General features: G+C 65.7%; 17 protein-coding genes. 9 read left to right on the forward strand and 8 right to left on the reverse strand.

Features of this window, described 5'->3' with window-relative positions; genetic code table 11:
- Position 1: 1 nt before the first annotated feature.
- The 3 genes from TVC13_RS02165 to TVC13_RS02175 all read right to left on the reverse strand — a co-directional run bounded on the left by TVC13_RS02165 (position 2) and on the right by TVC13_RS02175 (position 3,185).
- A complete protein-coding gene (locus tag TVC13_RS02165; protein WP_422399601.1) occupies positions 2 to 787 on the reverse strand; it encodes a basic amino acid ABC transporter substrate-binding protein in 786 nt (261 codons plus the stop codon).
- Between the two features lie 190 nt (positions 788 to 977).
- Entirely contained in the window at positions 978 to 1,763 is a 786-nt protein-coding gene (locus TVC13_RS02170; RefSeq protein ID WP_422399602.1) for a basic amino acid ABC transporter substrate-binding protein, read from the reverse strand.
- Positions 1,764 to 1,862: 99 nt separating this feature from the next.
- Entirely contained in the window at positions 1,863 to 3,185 is a 1,323-nt protein-coding gene (locus tag TVC13_RS02175; protein WP_422399619.1) for an isochorismate synthase, read from the reverse strand.
- Between the two features lie 140 nt (positions 3,186 to 3,325).
- On the opposite strand from TVC13_RS02175, the gene TVC13_RS02180 reads away from it, so the two are divergent.
- From TVC13_RS02180 to TVC13_RS02190, 3 genes are all read left to right on the forward strand, one after another.
- Positions 3,326 to 4,048 (forward strand): demethylmenaquinone methyltransferase, encoded by a 723-nt coding sequence (locus tag TVC13_RS02180; RefSeq protein WP_422399603.1) that lies wholly within the window; start codon positions 3,326 to 3,328, stop codon positions 4,046 to 4,048.
- The gene (locus TVC13_RS02185) at positions 4,045 to 5,382 is read left to right on the forward strand and encodes a geranylgeranyl reductase family protein (protein WP_422399604.1); all 1,338 of its coding nucleotides are present in this window, start codon (positions 4,045 to 4,047) and stop codon (positions 5,380 to 5,382) included. The genes TVC13_RS02180 and TVC13_RS02185 overlap by 4 nt, the downstream gene beginning before the upstream one ends.
- Positions 5,383 to 5,470: 88 nt before the next feature.
- Positions 5,471 to 6,481 carry a polyprenyl synthetase family protein gene (locus TVC13_RS02190; protein ID WP_422399620.1) on the forward strand — a complete coding sequence of 337 codons (1,011 nt, stop codon included), beginning with the start codon at positions 5,471 to 5,473 and terminating at the stop codon, positions 6,479 to 6,481.
- A 63-nt stretch (positions 6,482 to 6,544) separates the two neighbouring features.
- Here TVC13_RS02190 and TVC13_RS02195 read toward each other — a convergent pair whose 3' ends face one another.
- The 3 genes from TVC13_RS02195 to TVC13_RS02205 all read right to left on the reverse strand — a co-directional run bounded on the left by TVC13_RS02195 (position 6,545) and on the right by TVC13_RS02205 (position 9,196).
- Entirely contained in the window at positions 6,545 to 6,970 is a 426-nt protein-coding gene (locus TVC13_RS02195) for a hypothetical protein (RefSeq protein ID WP_422399605.1), read from the reverse strand.
- A 97-nt stretch (positions 6,971 to 7,067) separates the two neighbouring features.
- Entirely contained in the window at positions 7,068 to 7,700 is a 633-nt protein-coding gene (locus TVC13_RS02200) for a putative glycolipid-binding domain-containing protein (RefSeq protein ID WP_422399606.1), read from the reverse strand.
- Positions 7,701 to 7,780: 80 nt separating this feature from the next.
- Positions 7,781 to 9,196 carry a PucR family transcriptional regulator gene (locus TVC13_RS02205; RefSeq protein ID WP_422399607.1) on the reverse strand — a complete coding sequence of 472 codons (1,416 nt, stop codon included), beginning with the start codon at positions 9,194 to 9,196 and terminating at the stop codon, positions 7,781 to 7,783.
- Positions 9,197 to 9,364: 168 nt separating this feature from the next.
- Here TVC13_RS02205 and gabT point away from each other — a divergent pair, with 168 nt between their 5' ends.
- On the forward strand, positions 9,365 to 10,720 hold the full coding sequence (gabT, locus tag TVC13_RS02210; RefSeq protein WP_422399608.1) for a 4-aminobutyrate--2-oxoglutarate transaminase: 1,356 nt from the start codon (positions 9,365 to 9,367) through the stop codon (positions 10,718 to 10,720).
- A gap of 130 nt (positions 10,721 to 10,850) precedes the next feature.
- Here gabT and TVC13_RS02215 read toward each other — a convergent pair whose 3' ends face one another.
- On the reverse strand, positions 10,851 to 11,507 hold the full coding sequence (locus TVC13_RS02215; protein ID WP_422399609.1) for a TetR/AcrR family transcriptional regulator: 657 nt from the start codon (positions 11,505 to 11,507) through the stop codon (positions 10,851 to 10,853).
- 183 nt (positions 11,508 to 11,690) lie between these two features.
- Between TVC13_RS02215 and TVC13_RS02220 the strand changes: the two genes are divergently transcribed.
- The 4 genes from TVC13_RS02220 to TVC13_RS02235 all read left to right on the forward strand — a co-directional run bounded on the left by TVC13_RS02220 (position 11,691) and on the right by TVC13_RS02235 (position 17,141).
- The gene (locus TVC13_RS02220) at positions 11,691 to 13,055 is read left to right on the forward strand and encodes a flavin monoamine oxidase family protein (protein ID WP_422399610.1); all 1,365 of its coding nucleotides are present in this window, start codon (positions 11,691 to 11,693) and stop codon (positions 13,053 to 13,055) included.
- A gap of 6 nt (positions 13,056 to 13,061) precedes the next feature.
- Positions 13,062 to 13,943 (forward strand): universal stress protein, encoded by an 882-nt coding sequence (locus TVC13_RS02225; RefSeq protein ID WP_422399611.1) that lies wholly within the window; start codon positions 13,062 to 13,064, stop codon positions 13,941 to 13,943.
- On the forward strand, positions 13,940 to 15,496 hold the full coding sequence (locus tag TVC13_RS02230; protein ID WP_422399612.1) for an APC family permease: 1,557 nt from the start codon (positions 13,940 to 13,942) through the stop codon (positions 15,494 to 15,496). Before TVC13_RS02225 ends, TVC13_RS02230 begins: the two co-directional genes overlap by 4 nt.
- A gap of 241 nt (positions 15,497 to 15,737) precedes the next feature.
- Positions 15,738 to 17,141: a CAP domain-containing protein gene (locus TVC13_RS02235; protein WP_422399613.1), complete on the forward strand. Its 1,404-nt coding sequence runs from the start codon at positions 15,738 to 15,740 to the stop codon at positions 17,139 to 17,141.
- Between the two features lie 87 nt (positions 17,142 to 17,228).
- Here TVC13_RS02235 and rarD read toward each other — a convergent pair whose 3' ends face one another.
- Complete coding sequence (gene rarD, locus TVC13_RS02240; RefSeq protein WP_422399614.1) at positions 17,229 to 18,254, reverse strand: EamA family transporter RarD; 1,026 nt, start codon at positions 18,252 to 18,254, stop codon at positions 17,229 to 17,231.
- 174 nt (positions 18,255 to 18,428) lie between these two features.
- Between rarD and TVC13_RS02245 the strand changes: the two genes are divergently transcribed.
- A partial coding sequence (locus TVC13_RS02245) for an FAD-dependent oxidoreductase (RefSeq protein ID WP_422399621.1) occupies positions 18,429 to 19,605 on the forward strand: 1,177 nt, incomplete at its 3' end.

A 19,605-nucleotide genomic window follows, 5' to 3' on the forward strand; every position in this document is an offset into this window, starting at 1 on the left:
CTTACTCGGTGAAGTACTTGTCGTAAATCTCCTGGTACTTTCCGTTTTCACGCAGCTCAGCGAGCTGTGAGTTAACGGCGGAGACCAGATCTTCATTGGCGTCCTTGGCCATGGCAAAGCCGTAGGACTCGTCGGTCTCGAACTTCTCCGCGATGGTGAAGGCGCCTTCCTGGGTGTGGCCCAGGTTGACCGGGAGATCCTGGAGCACGGCGTCGACCCGTCCGGCCTGCAGGGCAGGGAACAGTTCGGCGTCGGACGGGAAGGAGCTGATCTCGGCCTCGGGTGCGTTCTCCCGTGCGTACGCTTCACCGGTGGTGCCCTGCTGGACACCCAGGTTCTTGCCGGCGAGGTCTTCGATGCTGGTGATGTCCGAGCCCTCAGGCACGAGGATGGACTGCAGCGAGTCGTAGTACGGATCGGAGAACGTGAGGTTCTGCTTCCGCTCATCGGTGATGGTCATGGCGCTGGCTACCAGGTCGCACTGTCCTGCGGCCAGGGAGGTACCGCTCTGCAGGCCGTCGAAGCCCACATCCTGTACGGAGAGTTCCAGCTCCATGCCGGCGGCGATTTCCTTGACCAGGTCCATGTCGAACCCGGTGTATTCGCCGTCATCGCCTACGAATTCAAACGGAGCGTAAGGAACATCGGAGCACACTGTGAGTGTGCCCTCGGAAACCAGATTCATTCCTGAGTCTGAGGCGGAGTCGCTTCCGCCGCCGCACGCGGAGAGCGCCAGTGCGGACAGCGCCGCAGCGGCCAGGACGGAGGATCGTGCTTTGTACGGCATGGATTGGTACCTTCTCTTGGTGCTGGGCGGAACCACGGGTGGTCCCGGTCGTTATGGGCGAGCAGTCTTGATTGTACGCATTCCATTTCGGCCGGGTGCCGCAGGTCACAGCGTGCCGCGGCATGCCCTGCACGGCAGACGGCGCGGACCCGGGAGAACCGGGGCCAGCGCCGTCGTGCAGCTTCGGGTGCTATTCGGTGAAGTACTTGTCGTACAGCTCCTGGTACTTGCCGTTGTTCCGCAGCTCGGTGAGCTGGGCGTTCACCGCGGAAGCCAGTTCTTCACTGCCGTCCTTCTTCATGGCGAAGCCGTAAACTTCATCCGTTTCGTAGGTCGCGGAGATGGTGAAGGCACCGCCGTCGGTGTGGTCCAGGTTCACCGGCAGGTCCTGGAGAACGGCGTCGATGGCTCCGGCCTGCAGGGCGGGGAAGAGCTCGGCGTCGGTCTGGAAGGAGACAACCTCGGCGTCGCCTGCGTTGTCGCGGGCGTAGGACTCACCGGTGGTGCCCTGCTGTACGCCGATCTTCTTGCCGGCCAGGTCCTCCAGGGACTTCACGGAGGAGTTCGCCGGAACCAGCAGGGACTGGAGGGAGTCATAATACGGCTCGGAGAACGTCATCTTCGCTTCACGTTCCGGCGTCACGGACATGGCGGCGGCGATTACGTCGCACTGACCGGCGGCCAGCACGGTGCCGCTCTGCAGGCCGTCAAAGCTCACATTCTGCATTTCCCAGTCCAGATCCATGCCTGCGGCGATCTCGCGGGTCAGGTCCATGTCAAAGCCGGTGTACTCGCCGTTGTCATCCACGTACTCGAACGGCTGGAACGGAACGTTGGAGCAGACAGTCAGCGTGCCGTCATTGACCAGTCCCAGGCCGGAGTCCTCAGCCGAATCGGACCCCGAGCTGCAGGCTGCGAGGCTGAGGGCACCGACGGCCAGAACAGCGGCGACGGCTTTGCGTGCTTTGTGGTGCATGGGTTTAGAACCTTAGGTCGGAACGGAGCATCAGCTCCGGTTGGGGGCAGGAAAAGGGCGGCAGACAGCCGCGCTCCGGGAATAAATTGTACGCGCCGCTCAGGAAGGCTGGCCGGAGAGCACCCGTGCCCGGTCCAGTCCCAGCGCTTCGAGCATGGGACGGAACTTGGACCAGGTTTCCTCCAGCTCCGCAGCCGGATTGGACCCTGAGACGATCCCGCAGCCCGCATAAAGGCGGACTGTCTGGGGCTCTTCGATCACGGCACCGCGCAGGGCGATGCCCCATTCTCCGTTGCCGGCGGCGTCGAACCATCCCACCGGACCGGCATACGGTCCCCGGTCCATGTGTTCAAGTTCACTGATCAGTTCGCCTGCAACACTGGTCGGGTACCCGCAAACGGCGGCCGTCGGGTGAAGCGCTTCAACCAGGTCCAGGGACGTGGGTACGGCACCGTCTTCCATCCGGAGCTCGGCGGTGACATCCGAGGCGAGGTGCCACACGTTGGGCAGCTCCAGCACAAACGGCTCGCTGTGTGAGGTCATGGAAGACGTGAAGGGCTCCAGCTGGCGGGTCACCGAGTCAATGGCGATCGCGTGCTCGTGCTGCTGCTTCTCCGAGCCGGCCAGGACCCGCTTGGCGTAGCCCGGATCATCCAGCGGGGCTGTTGCACGGTCCAGCGTACCGGCCAGTACCCTGGCCCGGGCCTTGCCGTCCTCCACCTTGATCAGCATTTCCGGGGTGGACCCGATCAGCCCGTCCACGGAGTACGTCCAGCAGCTCTCGTAGCGCAGCGCAAGTTCCCGCAGCACCTGGGCGGTGGCAATGGGAGCGGACAGGCTGGCCACGATGTCCCGGGCCAGAACGATCTTGCTCAGCTCGCCGGCGGCGATGTGCGCCACCGAACGGGCGACGGCGTTCTTCCACTCGGATTCGGACAGCATGCCGGGAAGGATGGTGTCGCTGCCGAGGGACAGCGAGTCCGAAGAGATTTCCTCGAGGTACCCGGCCAGAGCCGCGACTACGGATTCACGGTCCAGTACTGCATCAGGATCGACGGTGGTCTGCGTGATCCAGGCCGTGCCGTTGCGGGAACCAACGATGATTTCGGGTACCACTACACGGGAGAGGAAGGGGGAGCGCTTGGAGAAAGCGAAGGACCCGAAAGCCGCCAGGCCCGTTCCAGGAACCTCCACCTCGTCTTCAACGACGGCTTCGGCGCTGACTGCGTTCCACCAGGTGCGGGCGGAGTCAAAGCGGTCCGGACCGGTGGAGGTGTGGCGCAGGACTTCACCGAAGCCCACCAGGCCTTCGCCGTGGCGGATCCAGCACAGCTGGTCATCGCGGACCAGATACTCCAGGAGCCCGATGGCGGCCGACGGCACGCCCAAAGGAATGGTTAGGGAACGCAGGGTGGTCATAATGCCTCCAACCCTACTCCGCCTCCCTGAGAGACCCGCATTGGCCAAGCACGTCCGCGTTCGGGAACACATGGGTATGTGGCCAAAAGCAAACCAGTACCCGCCGGTTCGGCCGCCTGAACATTGTTTGAGACAATGAGCGGGTGAAGCGCGCAACTTTGGAAAAACGCCCCGATGAAGTCGCTGCCATGTTCGATGAGGTGGCTCCCAAGTACGACATCGTCAACGATGTGCTGTCCATGGGTCAGACCCGCCGCTGGCGCCGCCTGGTGGTGGACGCCGTCGGCGCCCGCCCGGGTTCCCGGGTGCTGGACCTCGCAGCCGGTACCGGCACCTCCAGCGAGCCCTATGCCGACGCCGGAGTTTCAGTTGTCGCCTGCGACTTCTCCCTTGGCATGCTCAAGGTGGGCAAGCGCCGCCGCCCGGACATTGACTTCGTAGCGGGTGACGCCACCAACCTGCCCTTCGAGGACAACTCCTTCGACGCAACCACGATTTCCTTCGGGCTGCGCAACGTCAACGAGCCGAAGAAGGCCCTGGCAGAGATGCTCCGGGTCACGAAGCCGGGCGGGAAACTGGTCATCGCCGAGTTCTCCTCCCCGGTGGTTCCGCTGTGGCGCACCATGTACACCGAATACCTGATGCGCGCCCTGCCGCCGATTGCGCGCAAGGTGGCCTCCAACCCGGACGCCTACGTTTATCTCGCCGAATCCATCCGCGCCTGGCCCAACCAGGATGAACTGGCAGCCTGGATTGCCGGTGAGGGCTGGGACGACGTCGCCTACCGTAATCTTTCGGGCGGAATCGTTGCGATCCACCGTGCAGTGAAGCCTGCAGTGAAGCCTGCGGAGGCAGCCGGAGCGTGAGCGTCCTCATCGTCGGCGCCGGCCCGGCCGGCTCCACCGCCGCCTACTACCTGGCCTCGGCCGGGATTGACGTGACGGTTCTGGAGAAGACTGCCTTTCCGCGGGAAAAGGTCTGCGGTGACGGCCTGACCCCGCGCGCCGTGCGCGAAATCCAGCTCCTCGGCCTGCCGCACAAGGAAGCCGACGGCTGGCGCCGCAACAAGGGGCTGCGCCTGATCGCTGCCGGCCGCACCATCGAACTGCCCTGGCCGGACCTCGAGGACTTCCCCGGCTACGGGCTGGTCCGCACCCGCCTCGGCTTTGACGAGGAACTCGCGCAGCATGCCCGTGCAGCCGGCGCACGCATCCTGGAACGCCACAGCGTCACCGAAGCCATCCGGGACGATTCCGGCCGGGTCTGCGGCGTCGTCGCCAATGTCCTGGACGAAAACGGCCGGAAGACCGGCGAAGTGCGGAACTTTACTGCCGACGTCGTCCTGGCAGCGGACGGGAACTCCACCCGCACCGCGCTGAGCCTGGGCCTTGAAAAACGCGACGACCGTCCGCTGGGCGTTGCCGTCCGCACCTACTTCACCTCCCCGCGCACCGACGACGACTGGATGGAAGGATGGCTGGAACTGCCCGACGCCGCGGGCAACCCGCTGCCGGGTTACGGCTGGGTCTTCGGCGTCGGCGACGGCACCTCCAACGTGGGCCTGGGCATCCTGAACTCGTCGAAGGAATTCGGGCGCCTGGACTACCGGCAGGTCCTGCGGGACTGGACCGCCGGCATGCCCGGGGAATGGGGCTTCACACCGGAAAACCAGGTGGGGGAGATCCGCGGTGCGGCGCTTCCCATGGGTTTCAACCGCACCCCGCATTACTCTCCCGGCCTGCTGCTGCTCGGCGACGCCGGCGGTATGGTCAGCCCGTTCAACGGCGAGGGCATCTCGTACGCCATGGAGTCCGCACGCTTCGCGGCTGACTACATCGTTTCCGCCGAACACGCCCGCAGGACCCCCGGGATCCTCGCGCCCCAGGCAGCGTACGACGCCGCACTGGCAGGCTATGCCGAGCGGGTCCGGTCCGAGTGGGGGAGCCACTTCACCCTGGGGCGCGTATTCGCCGGCCTGATCGGCAAACCCGCGGTGATGAAGCTGGCGCTGCGCACCGGCATGCCGATCCCGGTGCTAATGCGTTTTGTGGTGCGGATGCTGGCCAACCTCACGGACGGTTCACCGCGCCGGATCGAGGATAGAGTGATTGCGTTGATGGAAATGCTGGTTCCTGCCGCCTCCAACCAGGACGGCGCGCCCCAGCCCGTTCGGGGCGCCGGCAGCAATGCCAAAGTTTGACCCCTGCCAACCCGTCCCCACGAGAAGTTAGCCTTGAACAGTGACTGAATCCACCAATGCCAGCCCGGATGCCCTCGGGGACGCCGAGATGGCGCTGCCTCCCGGGTTCTCCCCCCTCGCAGAAGACCCCGTCCTGGGCCCTGCCATCGTCTCCGGTCTGGAAAAGGTTGAGGAGGAACTGCGCGAGGCGATCGCCAACTCCGATCCGTTCGCGGATGCGACCTCCCGGCACCTGATGGAAGCCGGCGGCAAGCGCGTGCGCCCGCTGCTGGTTCTGCTGGCGTCCCACCTGGGCCCGAACCCCGGCAACGAACAGGTGCGCATGGCCGCCGTCGTCGTCGAGCTGACCCATCTGGCCACTCTCTACCACGACGACGTGATGGACTCGGCGCCCGTGCGCCGAGGTGCGCCCACCGCGCATGAAGTCTGGGGCAACTCCGTTGCCGTGCTCACCGGGGACCTGATCTTCGCCCGGGCCTCGTCACTGGTTTCCGTCCTGGGCGCTGAAGCCCTCGGCATCCAGGCCCGCACCTTCGAACGGCTGGTCATGGGCCAGCTGCATGAAACCATGGGACCGGCCGACGGCGAGGATCCCCTGGCGCACTACCTCTCCGTGATTGCCGGGAAGACCGGCTCGCTGATCGCCGCCTCGGGCCAGCTTGGCGCCTTGTTCGGCGGGGCCGACCGGCAGACTGTCGAGATCATGGTCGAATACGGCGAGAAGGTGGGCGTTGCCTTCCAGCTGGCCGACGACGTGATTGACGTGGCCGGGCTGCAGGACAAGTCGGGGAAGACCCCGGGAACGGACCTGCGCGAAGGCGTTCCCACCCTGCCGGTGCTGCTGCTGCGGCGCAACGCTGCCGCGGGAGACGCAGAAGCTGCTGCGGTGCTGGAGCTTGTCGACTCCGACCTGAGCTCCGATGAAGCCCTTGCCGCCGCCGTAGCGGCCGTCCGCGGCAACCGTGCCACAGCTGAGGCCTGGGAAGTTGCCCGCCAATGGGCTGCCGACGCCGTCGCGGCGCTGGAGCCGATGCCGGACTCCGTGGTCAAGTCTTCGCTGGCTGCCTTCGCCGAAGCGGTCGTGGAGCGCGAAGCGTAAACAGCTGCTTAAAGAGATGACGGCGGTCCGGGGTGTTCCGGACAGCCGTCATCTGCTTAACGTCTAGTCTTCTTCGTCGTCCTCGAAGACCCACTCGAACATGTCGAAGACGTACTCGCTGAAGGTTCCCTCTTCGCTCTGCCATTCGCCGCGCGCGTTGTTGCGGCGCCAGACGATCGGGTCCGGGACGTCCAGCTGGTCGGCGCGGAAGCCCCAGGTGAACTTCTCGTCCTCATCCTCCAGGAACAGCAGGAACCCGTCCTCGAGTTCAAGCTCATCGGGGTCCCAGAAGAAGTGGTACGCCTCCATAAGGTCCTCGCAGCCGCCCAGCGCGAGGTAGAACTCACGCAGGACCAACGGGATGGGGAAGTCGTGCTCATCGAGCATCTCGTCCAGTTCATCGGCGCTCAGCCCGTCATCGGGCCGCCAGTTGTCCTCCAGGTACTTCGGGACCAGGGCACGAAACTTTTCGAGGAACATATCACTCATTGCGGGGGCTCCAACGTTGCAGGCGGACGTACTTCTATCCTAGCCGCGGGGGAGGACGGTCCCTGACGGGTCCGGTTTGCGGAAGGATCCGCCGGCCCTACGCCGTGCGGTGCGCGAGCCCTGGATAGTCCAGCACCACGCCGTCGGAATCAACGGTGATCTCCGCGGTGAACCCGCCGGAATCGGAAGAGAACAGCACAATCGCGTTCCCCCGTTCCCCGCGGTAGGGCGAGACCTGGGAGTACACCTGCTCACTGGCCACAACGCGCAGGCTGGGCATCTCCACCCACGCCATGGTCAGTCTGGTCTCATCCGGCGGCGCTGCGTTGTTCAGCAGGTCCAGCCGCAGGATCGGCATGGTGTTGGTCAGCGGGCAAAGACCAAGATCACAGTCCTGGGCGTTGTCCAGGGACCGCGGATCCTCGATTCCGGGAGCGGGCAGGTCCACCGTCCCGGTTGCCGTGGCATGGGAGTCCCAGCGGCCGTCCACGGAGCGTGTCAGTTCCAGGGAGCGGGTCCAGCCGTCGCCGGTGACCTTGACCTCCAGTCGGCGGGTCACCCAGCCGGGAGAGGTGGACAGGGACCAGGTGGCGCAGTAGTCATCACACGTTGAGGTGCCGCTGGCTGCCAGCTCGCTTTCGCGAAAGGATACGACCGCGGAATCCCGGCGTCCGGGGTCGTCGATGCCCGCCCAGTGAAGGGTCTTGGCGGGCTGAGCTGGCAAGTCCATCCCTACAGCGTAAAGTCCGGCCCAAACCGGCACAAAACCGTGCCGCCCGGCGGAAGGCACGGGGCCGCCGGTACCTGTGCCTAAGCGGAGAGGCGGCGCACGTTCAGTGCCAGGTAAAGGTGCACCCGGTCCGCGGTTACCGCGGGGTCGTAACCGGACAGGTCGGCGATCTGCGTCAGGCGGTAACGCACGGTGTTCCGGTGCAGCCCCAAAGCCTGCGCCACTTTGGCCACCGAACCGTTCAGGACCAGGTACTTCTCCAGCGTCGGGAGCAGCTCGGCGTCGTGCGCCTCGTCAAAGGCGAGCAGCGGATCCAGTGCCTCAGCGGCCAGGTCCCCCAGGGGCACGTCCCGGCTCGCCATCAGCAGCGAGGCAAGGCTCAGCCGATCCGGTTCGTTCACTGCGGCACCGCGGAGGAGTCCCTCCTTCGCCTCGTAGTAGCCCCAGCGCAGCCCGGCGGGTTCGGTGTAGGAACCGCCGACGCCGACTTTCGCCGGGATTCCCGCTTCCAGCAGGTAATCTCCCAGTTCCGCGGCGAGCACCGCCGGATCGCCGTCCGGAATCCAGACCGCCAGCCGGTCCTCGCAGGTGGCGCAGACGGCGTCCCGGAAAGACGGCGGCAGCGGCAGGGAAGCCAGCAGCCTCGCCTGCGGGGCTGCCGCTTCCACCAGCAGCGTCAGCTGCCGGCGGTCAGTGCTGACACCTGATGCGCGCAGGCGGTGGACGGCATCCTGGCCGGTGAGTTTGCCCGCCACTATGTCATCGAGCAGCTGGCCATTGACCGCCCGCTCGCTGACCCGCCGCCGCGCCTGGTTGTTCAGCTCCACGCTGATCAGGCTCTGGGCGTAGGCAATCAGGTCCGGGTGTCCGAACGGCTTGGCCACGGACAGGGTGCAGCGGTCCCGCATGCCGGTGGCTATGGGGACGCGGTGCCACTCGGTATGCGCTGCAGCGGTGCCGGTTGAAAAGACCTGGGCGCCGTACTGGTGCAGCGCCACCTCAGTGCCCAGGATCTCCGCCAGGTCATTGAGCAGGCCGGTCAGTCCGCGGCCGGAGAGCAGCGCCTTGGCCAGGGCCTGGTGGCCGGAGAGCAGTTCATGCAGCTGCTCCACGTGGTCTGCGGAAAGGGCATCTGCCACCAGCTTTCCAATGGCTATGAACGGCGTGCGGTAGGGGACCTCGAACACCGGAAGACCCAGCCGGTTGGCTTCCTCCAGCAGGGGGCCCGGCACCCGGTCAAGGCTGAGGCCGGTGCCGAAGCCGATTGCCAGTGCCCCGGCACGGTGCACACTCTCGACGAACCGGCGCTGCACCGCTCCCGTGCGCTGGCGCATGCCGGTGGTAAGGACCACTTCGCCGCCGCTGAGGAAGGGGGATGGATCTTCGAGCTCAGTGACGGCAACCCACTGCACCGGAACCGCGGTAATCGCAGCACTCCCACGGACTGCCAGGTTCAGGTCTTTGGCGGAGAGCAGATCGGTCAGCGAGATAGGCACGGATCAACTATAGGGTCATTCCTTTGGACGCTTGCACCGCCGCCGGCCCGCGTCATTGTGCGGGTGTCCGTGCCCAACCGGACTGGCGGCGCGTAAATTTGGATCACTGCGGCCCATTGAATCCATTCCTTCTCGCACTTGAGATCTCCGTCGAAAGAGGCAACACCCATGAGCACCTCAGCTACCGCCCCGGCCTTCCGGCTGGAACAGAAACGGAACATCACCGGCTCCTTCCCCGGCCCGAAGTCAGCTGCGCTGAATGAGCGCCGTGCTGCGGTTGTAGCCAAGGGCGTGGCTTCCAGCGTTCCCGTGTACGTGCAGGATGCCGACGGCGGCATCATCGTCGATGTTGACGGCAACTCCTTCATTGACCTCGGCTCCGGCATTGCCGTGACCAGCGTCGGTGCGTCCGATCCCGCCGTCGTCGCAGCTGCCCAGGAACAGGTTGCCCGCTTCACCCACACCTGCTTTATGGTCACCCCGTACGAGGGCTACGTTGCCGTTGCGGAAAAGCTCGCCGAGCTCACCCCCGGAACGCATGAGAAGCGCACGGTGCTCTTCAACTCCGGCGCCGAAGCAGTTGAGAACGCCATCAAGATCGCCCGCTCCGCCACCGGCCGCCAGGCAGTCGTCGCCTTTGACCACGCGTACCACGGCCGCACCAACCTGACCATGGGCCTGACCGCCAAGGCCATGCCGTACAAGACCGGGTTCGGTCCGTTCGCCTCCGAGATCTACCGGATGCCCATGAGCTACCCGTACCGCGAAGAGAACCCGGAAATCACCGGCACCGAAGCGGCCGACCGCGCGATCCTCGCCATCGAGAAGCAGATCGGCGCAGACCAGCTCGCTGCCCTGCTGATCGAACCGATCCAGGGCGAAGGCGGCTTCATTGTTCCGGCCGAGGGCTTCCTGCCCCGTCTGGCCGAGTGGGCCAAGGCCAACGGCATTGTCTTCATCGCGGATGAAGTCCAGTCCGGCTTCTGCCGCACCGGCGAGTGGTTCGCCGTGAACCATGAGGGTGTTGTCCCGGACGTCATGACCATGGCCAAGGGCATTGCCGGCGGCATGCCGCTCTCCGCAGTCACCGGCCGCGCCGAACTGCTCGACGCCGTCCACCCGGGCGGCCTGGGCGGCACCTACGGCGGCAACCCCGTTGCCTGCGCTTCCGCACTGGCGGCCATCGAGACGATGGAAAGCCAGGACCTTGCCGGCCGTGCCCGCCGCATCGAAGAAATCACCGTTCCGCGCCTGCGCAAGGTGGCCGAGGAGACCGGCGTGATCGGCGAGGTGCGCGGCCGCGGAGCCATGCTCGCGCTGGAACTGGTGAAGCCGGGAACCAAGACCCCCGACGCCGCTGCTGCCAAGGAAATCGCGGCAGCCTGCCTGGCCGAGGGTGTCATCATCCTGACCTGCGGCACCTACGGCAACGTTATCCGCCTGCTCCCGCCGCTGGTCATCAGCGACGACCTGCTCTCCGACGGCCTCGACGTGCTCGAAGCCGCCATCCGCGCCCAGGCATAGCCTGGCTTAGCAGTACTGCTCAAAGGGCGGTATCCGGTTCAGCCGGGTGCCGCCCTTTCTGCTGCCTGGGGTATCCGGCAGCAGAAACCCAAACCGGCCGGTTCTCCGCGAACAGGCAGCGGCTCGAAGGTTACCTGCCGGCGGGCGCTGCGAAGCCGCGGATCAGGGCATCGAGGCCGGACTCAAACGCCTGCTCGGCAGCCTTGCCGCTTTCCCGCCCCGGTGCTGCCGCCACCGCCGCCGTAAAGAGCGGGCTTTCCGATGCCAGCGAGCCGGTGTCGAAAATATCCCCGGGTGCAACGGCGTCGAACGCCGAGCCGAAGATGAAGGACTCAAAGGCCACGATGGCGGGGATGATCCGGGCCTGGTCCCAGCCTGCCCGCAGGAACCCCTCGGTGACTGCTTCGTACATCGCCAGCGTGCGGGGAGCGCCGGAGACCTGGAGAACGGCGATCACCGCGATCAGCGGGGTGTGCCGCGCAAAGACGTCCCGGTAGGAGCGGGCCCAGGTCCGCACGGCGTCCTCCCAGTCCAGGACCGAGAAGCAGGCGGTATCCACCTCTGCCATGAGGTCATCCTGGATCCAGCGCAGAACTTCCGCCTTGGAAGACGCGTGGTTGTAAAGGGCCGACGGCGCCACGTGCAGCTTCGCTGCCAGCGAGGACATGGTGAAGCCTTCGTAGCCGCGTGCGGTGATGACCTCCAGAGCGGCGGAAGCGATGTTTTCCCTGGTCAGAACGCGCTGGGACGGGCGGCCTGCGCTGCGCCGTGCGCGTGTTCCAGCCATTCGCATTCCTCCAAGGTTCCGCGGCGCCCAAGTGCCCAGAAATTAATATTCGCACAGACTCTCCCTGGAACTGCGGGGGGTCGGCTAGAGTGTCGGTACAAAATGAACGCTATTCATTTATATGCATCCAAGACAGCGTTCGGTTTGAGCGGCCGGAGGTCGGCCGCTGGAGAGAGGAATAAAGTGCGAACCCTGGAACGAAACGTCGTCATCATCGGTGCAGGCCCCTCCGGCCTTACCGCGGCGCGGAAACTCAAAGCTGCCGGCCTGAGCGTGGCAGTGCTCGAAGCGCGAGACCGCGTGGGCGGGCGCACCTGGTCTGACACGATCGACGGAGCTTTCCTTGAGATCGGCGGCCAGTGGATCTCCCCGGACCAGGAAGCACTGAGCGAACTCGTTGAAGAACTGGGGCTGGAAACCTTCGCGCGCTACCGTGAGGGGGAATCCGTATACATCGGCGCGGACCACCGCGCAGTGCGCTACTCCGGCGACATGTTCCCGGTGGCAGAATCCACCGCACAGGAAATGGAACGGCTGATCGCCCTCCTGGACGAGCTCACCGCCAAGACGGACCCGGCCGCTCCGTGGACGCATCCGGACGCCCGCAGCCTGGACACCATTTCCTTCTCCGCCTGGCTGCGCCAGCAGTCCTCTGACGAGGAAGCCTGCAACAACATTGGCCTGTTCGTCGCCGGCGGCATGCTCACCAAGCCTGCACACTCCTTCTCCACCCTGCAGGCGCTGCTGATGGCGTCCTCGGCCGGATCGTTCTCCAACCTGGTGGATGAGAACTTCATCCTGGACCGCCGGGTTGCCGGGGGTATGCAGCAGGTTTCCGAGCGCATGGCCGCAGAACTGGGCGACGACGTCGTCCTGGGCGCGCCGGTCCGCACGCTGCGCTGGAACGCGGACGGGCCGTCCGTAACTGCAGAGGCCGACGGCGTCACCGTCCACGCGCGCTATGCCATCATGGCCGTGCCCCCGAACCTCTACTCACGGGTCTCCTACGACCCGCCGCTGCCGCGGCGCCAGCACCAGATGCACCAGCACGTCTCCCTGGGCCTGGTCATCAAGGTTCACGCCGTCTACTCCAAGCCGTTCTGGCGCGACGCCGGCCTCTCCGGCACCTGCTTCGGTGCCCATGAGCTGGTCCAGGAGGTCTATGACAACACCAACCATGAGGACAGCCGCGGCACCCTGGTGGGTTTTGTATCCGATGAGAAGGCCGACGCGATGTTCGAGCTCAGCGCCGACGAGCGCAGGCAGGCCATCCTCGAATCCATCGCGGGCTACCTCGGTGACGAGGCACTGACCCCTGAGGTCTACTACGAATCCGACTGGGGATCCGAGGAATGGACCCGCGGCGCCTACGCCGCCAGCTACGACCTGGGTGGGCTGCACCGCTACGGTCCGGACCAGCTGGCACCGGTGGGCCCCATCCACTGGTCCTGCTCCGACCTGGCGGCCGAGGGCTACCAGCACGTCGACGGCGCCGTCCGCATGGGTGCCAAGACCGCCGAGCGCATCATCGCGCAGTTCAAGGGCTGATTCCGGGTGCGCTACGTAGTCGGTTACACGGCAACTGAACGCGGCAGGGACGCCCTGTTCCTGGCCTGCGCCATCGCCCGCAGCCAGGGCGCCTCCCTGGACCTGGTGCTCGTCGACCCGGAGGAGTCGCCGTATACCGCGGTCTATCCTCCCGAGCGGACGTACTCCTCGCTGCTGGCCCGCCAGCTTCGGGACTGGTTGGAGGAAGCCCTGGCGCTGGTGCCCGCGGACATCGAGGCAAGGGGCCACATCCGCACGGCCGACTCCGACGCGCGCGGACTGATTGAAGCCGCTGAAGAATTCAGCGCCGGCCTGATTGTGGTCGGTGCGGGGAGCAACGGGCTGTTCAAGCGCTTCACGGTAGGCAGTGTGGCCAACGCCCTGCTGCATGCCGCCGGCGTGCCCGTTGCCCTCGCGCCCCGCGGCTACAGCCGGCTTGACCCGCTCACACGCATCACCTGTGCGGTGGGGGAGCGCCGCGGAGCCGAAGATGTCCTGGAAGTTGCCTGCGACTCCGCCGCCCGCCGCGGTCTGCCTCTTCGGCTGCTGTCTCTCCTGGCGCTGGATTCGCCCGGGGACGCGGCCGTCGAAGAGGCCCAGCTGCACATAGCTGACCGGGTCCGGCGGGCCGAGGCGCTCACCGAAGGCAAAAGCACCATCACCGGTGTGGTGGCTCAGGGCCGGACCATCGAGAACGCCGTGGACGATCTGGAGTTCGACGACGGCGAGATCCTGATCATCGGCTCCAGCCGGCTCGCCCGGACCAACCAGCTCTTCCTGGGCGCCACTGCCTCCAAGGTCCTGCGGAGCCTGCCGGTTCCCATGGTCGTTGTGCCCCGGAACTACACACCTGCCCCGCAGCACCAGACGTCAGGAGATCCGCAGTGAGCAACCGCACCAGCGCCAAAAACTCTGCCGGAGTCACCGGGCTGAGCAGCAAGGGACTGAAGGGCGGGCAGGTCGGGCTGATCGGCGCCGTCGTTATTGGCATTTCCTGCATTGCCCCGGCGTACACGCTGACCTCCGGGCTGGGACCCACCGTCGCCGAAGTGGGAGTGCAGCTGCCGGCCATCTTCCTGGTGGGGTTCATTCCCATGATCCTGGTAGCCCTGGGCTACCGGGAACTGAACAACGCAATGCCGGACTCAGGCACGTCTTTTACCTGGGCCACCCGGGCATTCGGGCCCTGGGTGGGCTGGATGGGCGGCTGGGGGCTGATCGCGGCCACCATTATTGTGCTCTCCAACCTCGCAGCGGTTGCGGTGGACTTCTTCTACCTCATGCTTGCGCAGGTCACGGGAAACGAGTCGCTGGCAGACCTGACGCTGAACCTGCCGCTGAATATCGCCACCACCCTGGTCTTCGTGGCGATCGCCTGCTGGATTTCCTACCGAGGGGTGGAGACCACCAAGACCGTCCAGTACGTGCTGGTTGCCTTCCAGCTGGTGGTCCTGACCTGGTTCTCCGTTGCGGCCTTCGCACACGTGGCCGGCGGCACGGCCTTTGACGCCACGCAGATCAGCTGGGACTGGTTCAACCCGTTTGCGGTGGAGTCCTTCTCTGCCTTTGCGGCGGGTGTCTCGCTGTCGATCTTTGTGTACTGGGGCTGGGACGTCACACTGACCATGAACGAGGAAACACGGGATCCGGACAAGACGCCGGGCCGTGCGGCCACGGCAACGGTCTTCGTCATTGTGCTCATCTACATGATGATTGCGCTGGCCGTGATCTCCTTCGCCGGCGTGGGCGACGGCGAGCTTGGTGCGGGCAACCCGGAGAACCAGGAGAGCATCTTTGCCGTACTGGCCACCCCTGTGATGGGTCCGTTTGCGATCCTGATGTCCCTGTCCATCCTCTCCAGCTCTGCGGCCTCACTGCAGTCCACCTTCGTCTCCCCGGCGCGGACCCTGCTTGCGATGGGCCATTACCAGGCCTTGCCCAAGGGGTTCGGACGGATCAGCCCGTCCTACAAGTCCCCGGGCTACGCGACCGTAGCTGCCGCCCTGGCGGCGTCGGGCTTCTACGTCATCACGCGCCTGCTCTCGGAAAACGCCCTCTGGGACACCATCACGGCCCTGGGCCTGATGATCTGCTTCTACTACGGCATCACGGCGCTGGCCTGCGTCTGGTACTTCCGCCGTGACGCGTTCGAGAGTGTGCGGTCCTTCCTGCTGAAGCTCCTTGCTCCAGCACTGGGCGGAATCATCCTGTTCATCATGTTCATCAAGACGGCCTTCGATTCGATGGACCCCGACTACGGGTCCGGTTCCTCGGTGGGCGGCGTTGGGCTGGTGTTTGTGCTCGGTATGGGTGTGATCGTCCTGGGAGCCGTGCTGATGCTGGTTATGTACCGGATCAATCCCGGCTTCTTCCGGGGCGAAACGCTCCGGACCGGAGATTCACGTTCGGCAGCTGAAGCGGAGAAGTCCGCGGTTCTCTAGGCCGGCATTTGAGGTGCGGCCCGTCCTGCTTTTGCGGGGGCGGGCCGCACTCCTGTCTTGGATAACCCGATCTTGTGACCGGTGTGAACAGTGTTGTCTTTGTGAAGAAAGGGGCCTTGGGCTAGATTGAATGTCAAGCTCCGCGCGCATGCGGCGTGTCGCGGCCGTTTGGGGACGGCCGCTCAATGCAGGCCTCAACGGGGGATACCCCCATGGGTCTCGAGGCACCAAAGGACTGAAAATGCGACTGAGGAAACTCGCGGGCGCTTTCGCTGCGCTCGCACTGGCTCTGGGGGCGACGGCGGTGGCCCTGCCCCCGGCGTCGGCCACATCACTCGACGGGCAGGCTGCGGCCCGCTTACACACTCTGATCAATGACTACCGCGCGGTCCACGCGCTGAAACCCCTGGCCTGGAATCCCGGCATTGCCGGAGTGGCGCAGGGATGGACCATGCGCTCTGCGGAGACCGCCCGGGTTTCCGGTGCAGGAACCTTCCTGCACAACCCGGCCTTCGCCTCCCAGTATCCGGCCGGCGCCATGCACGCCTCCGAGAACATCGCCTGGAACATGAGCGTGGACCAGGCCTTCCAGTGGTGGGTGGGCTCCGCTCCGCACCGGGCCAATATGCTCCGTGCTGCTGATACGGATCTGGGCATCGGCGTCGTTCAGCTCACCGAGGGCCCCAACAAGGGCGTTTACCTGGCCACCGTGAACTTCGGCCAGTACAACTCACCTGCGCCGGCACCTGCCCCTGCGCCGGCACCCGCTCCTGCGCCGGCACCTACCCCCGCGCCTGCTCCGGCTCCCGCGCCGGCACCCGCTCCTGCGCCGGCACCCGCTCCAGCGCCGGAACCGGATCCGACACCCGAACCTGCGCCTGCTCCTGCTCCCGCGCCTGCTCCGGCACCGGCACCCGAACCGGAGCCCACGCCCGAACCTGCGCCTGCTCCGGAACCTGCACCGGCTCCCGCACCCGCGCCTGCACCCGAACCGGAGCCCACACCCGAACCGGCTCCGACACCGGCACCTGTGGTTCCGCCTGCCCCTGCTGAAGCCGAACCGGCTCCTGTTCCGCCGGCTGATCCTGAGACGGCGCCTGACACGGCGTTGAAAGACTCAACTGAGCAGCAGGAACCGGAACCTTCACCGGCTCCGGCGGCCGCCCGAACCGAGCTGTCCACCAGCGACCCGGCTGTACTGACTCCGGAAACTCGCGGGACCTTCGAAGCAAGGGCAAACGGAAGTCTCCTGGTGGTCTCCGGACTGGTCCCGGGGGAGCAGTACCAGGTGTTCCTGCATTCAACGCCCGTGAAGGTGGGAACCCTCACAGTGGACGGCAACGGAACACTCCCACTGACCATTCCGGCACAGCTTGAAGCCGGGGATCATCGGGTTGCCCTCTACAACATGGACGGCACGCTCGCCGGCTGGCAGGGCTTCTCCGTCCAGCCCGCGGTGACCGTCATGGGCGCTCCGGCAAGTGTGCAGACAGCAGCGGCAACCCTGCCCAACACCGGCGTGACGCCGGCCCAGCTGCTGGTTGCCGCAGCCGGAGCCCTGATGGTGCTTTCCGGAGCGGTTGCCCTGTACTCGCTGCGGCTGCGCAGCCGTCTGCAGCTGGAACCGGTTCCGGCCGCGGACTAAGCCGGCAGGCCTAAAACACCGGCCGGCGAGGGGATTCCCCTCGCCGTCCGGTGTTTAACCCGGGTACTTACCGCCGGTGTGCGGAACTCAGACGGCTTCGGCCCTGCGGATGCGGGCACGCCGCGGGGAACCCAGCATGTCGATGCTCAGCAGCAGCAGCGCCAGCCAGACCAGCCCGAATCCGGCCCACCGCTCGGCCGGCATGGCTTCTTTGAAGACCAGCAGGGCAAGAGTGAACTGCAGTACCGGGGCCAGATACTGCAGCAGTCCCACCGTGCTCAGCGGCAGGCGCCGTGCCGCAGCACCGAAGAAGACCAGTGGAACCGCGGTGGCGATGCCGGAGGCAGCCAGCAGCCAGAAATGAGCCGGTCCCTCGGTCAGGAGGGTTCCGGTTCCGGTGGCCGCCAGTACCACCAGTACGACGGCGGCAACGGGCGTGAGCACGGCGGTTTCAATGGTGAGACTGGAGACGGCGTCCACCTTGCCGCCGATGTTCTTCTTCACCAGCCCGTAGAGGCCGAAACTGAAGGCGAGGGCCAGCGCCACCCAGGGTACGGTTCCGTAGCCGAAAGTCAGCACAAGCACGGCGATGAAACCGACGCCCATGGCAGTCCACTGAAGCGGGCGCAGCCGTTCCTTGAGGACCAGGACCCCCAGCAGGACTGAAATGAGGGGGTTGATGAAGTAGCCCAGGGCGGCTTCCACTGCATGCCCGTTCAGCACTGCCCAGGCGAAGACCAGCCAGTTGACCGCGATCAGCAGCGCCGCCGCGGTCAGGGTGGCCACCGCCCTGCGGTCCTTCACCGCGGTCAGGGCCAGCCCCCAGGAGCGCATGACCGTCAGCAGGGCCACACAAAAGACCAGGGAGAAGACCACACGGGCCGCGACGATTTCCACCGGCCCGGCAGGCTCCAGGAGAAGGAAGTAGAGGGGCAGTACGCCCCAGATGCCGTAGGCGCCGATTCCGAAGAGCAGCCCGGACCCGCTGGGCTTCTCATCCGGGCCGGACGGGGCAGGGGAAGCAGCACGGGAAGCGGTTCCCGTGGCACCCTGCGCTACGGACTGCGCAGGGGATCCGGGCAGCGAGGTGCCGGAAGAATTCTCATTGGCCATGTGCGTTGCAACCGGCTACGCCGTGGGCGTATTCCCGGTGGTTTGCGCACATCCGTTTAGACGGTGCGGAAGTGGACAATTAGAATATAAAAACGTGCGCCATTTGCGTGCCACGACTCCCAAGTAGAAGGACTCTAAGTGTCTAACTCAGCTCCGGACAGCTCGCAGCGTCCCATGCGAGTCGCAATTATCGGTGCTGGTCCGGCTGGCGTTTACGCCGCAGACATCCTGACCAAAGCGGACCGCGACTTCGAAGTCAGCATTGATCTCTTTGATCAGTACCCGGCACCCTACGGCCTCATCCGCTACGGCGTGGCCCCGGACCATCCCCGTATCAAGGGCATTGTCAATGCACTGGAAAAGGTGCTGGACCGCGGTGACATCCGCTTCCTGGGCAACGTCAACTACGGCCGTGACCTCACCCTGAAGGACTTCCGGCACTTCTACGACGCGATTATCTTCGCGACCGGTGCCCTGAAAGACGCCCCGCTGGACATCCCCGGCATCGAGCTCGAAGGTTCATTCGGCGGCGCCGACTTCGTCTCCTGGTATGACGGCAACCCGGACGTACCGCGCGACTGGCCGCTGGACGCCAGGGAAATCGCCGTCATCGGCAACGGAAACGTGGCCCTCGACGTCGCGCGCATTCTTTCCAAGCACGCCGATGACCTGCTGACCACCGAAATCCCGTCCAATGTCTACGAGGGGCTGAAGAAGTCCCCCGTCACGGACGTCCACGTCTTTGGCCGGCGCGGCCCCGCACAGGTGAAGTTCACGCCGCTGGAACTGCGCGAGCTTTCACACTCCCGTGACGTGGACATTGTGCTCTACCCGGAAGACTTCGATTTCGACGAGGCCTCGGACGAGCAGATCCGCACCAACAACCAGACCAAGACCATGGTCAACACCCTGACCAATTGGCTGGTCGAGGAACAGGACACCGGTGCCTCACGCCGGCTTCACCTGCACTTCCTGCACTCCCCGGTGGAGATTCACGACGATCCCGCCACTCCCGGCAAAGTCGCTGGCATCAAGATGGAACGCACGGAACTGGACGGCACCGGCAATGCCCGGGGCACGGGTGAGATCATTGATTACCCGGTCCAGGCTGTGTACCGCGCGGTGGGATACTTCGGTTCCGAACTTCCCGAGGTGGGCTACGACTCCCGCCGCGGCGTGATCCCCAACGAGGGTGGCCGCGTAGTGGACACCAGCGGCGAACCGGTTCCCGGGATCTACACCACCGGCTGGATCAAGCGGGGCCCGGTTGGCCTGATCGGCCACACCAAGGGTGACGCCCTGGAGACCATCGGTTACCTGCTCGAGGACCGCCGGACCCTGCCCGCTGCCG

The organism is Arthrobacter sp. 3Tela_A, from assembly GCF_049311025.1.
Taxonomy (GTDB): domain Bacteria; phylum Actinomycetota; class Actinomycetes; order Actinomycetales; family Micrococcaceae; genus Arthrobacter_B.

What these genes read in the sequence shown, in the direction of transcription:
- TVC13_RS02200 (WP_422399606.1), bottom strand. Translation starts at nt 7,700, where the DNA reads ATGGACTTGCCAGCTCAGCCCGCCAAGACCCTTCACTGGGCGGGCATC.
- gabT (WP_422399608.1), top strand. Translation starts at nt 9,365, where the DNA reads ATGAGCACCTCAGCTACCGCCCCGGCCTTCCGGCTGGAACAGAAACGG.
- rarD (WP_422399614.1), bottom strand. Translation starts at nt 18,254, where the DNA reads ATGGCCAATGAGAATTCTTCCGGCACCTCGCTGCCCGGATCCCCTGCG.
- TVC13_RS02215 (WP_422399609.1), bottom strand. Translation starts at nt 11,507, where the DNA reads ATGGCTGGAACACGCGCACGGCGCAGCGCAGGCCGCCCGTCCCAGCGC.
- TVC13_RS02190 (WP_422399620.1), top strand. Translation starts at nt 5,471, where the DNA reads ATGGCGCTGCCTCCCGGGTTCTCCCCCCTCGCAGAAGACCCCGTCCTG.
- TVC13_RS02165 (WP_422399601.1), bottom strand. Translation starts at nt 787, where the DNA reads ATGCCGTACAAAGCACGATCCTCCGTCCTGGCCGCTGCGGCGCTGTCC.
- TVC13_RS02195 (WP_422399605.1), bottom strand. Translation starts at nt 6,970, where the DNA reads ATGAGTGATATGTTCCTCGAAAAGTTTCGTGCCCTGGTCCCGAAGTAC.
- TVC13_RS02235 (WP_422399613.1), top strand. Translation starts at nt 15,738, where the DNA reads ATGCGACTGAGGAAACTCGCGGGCGCTTTCGCTGCGCTCGCACTGGCT.
- TVC13_RS02170 (WP_422399602.1), bottom strand. Translation starts at nt 1,763, where the DNA reads ATGCACCACAAAGCACGCAAAGCCGTCGCCGCTGTTCTGGCCGTCGGT.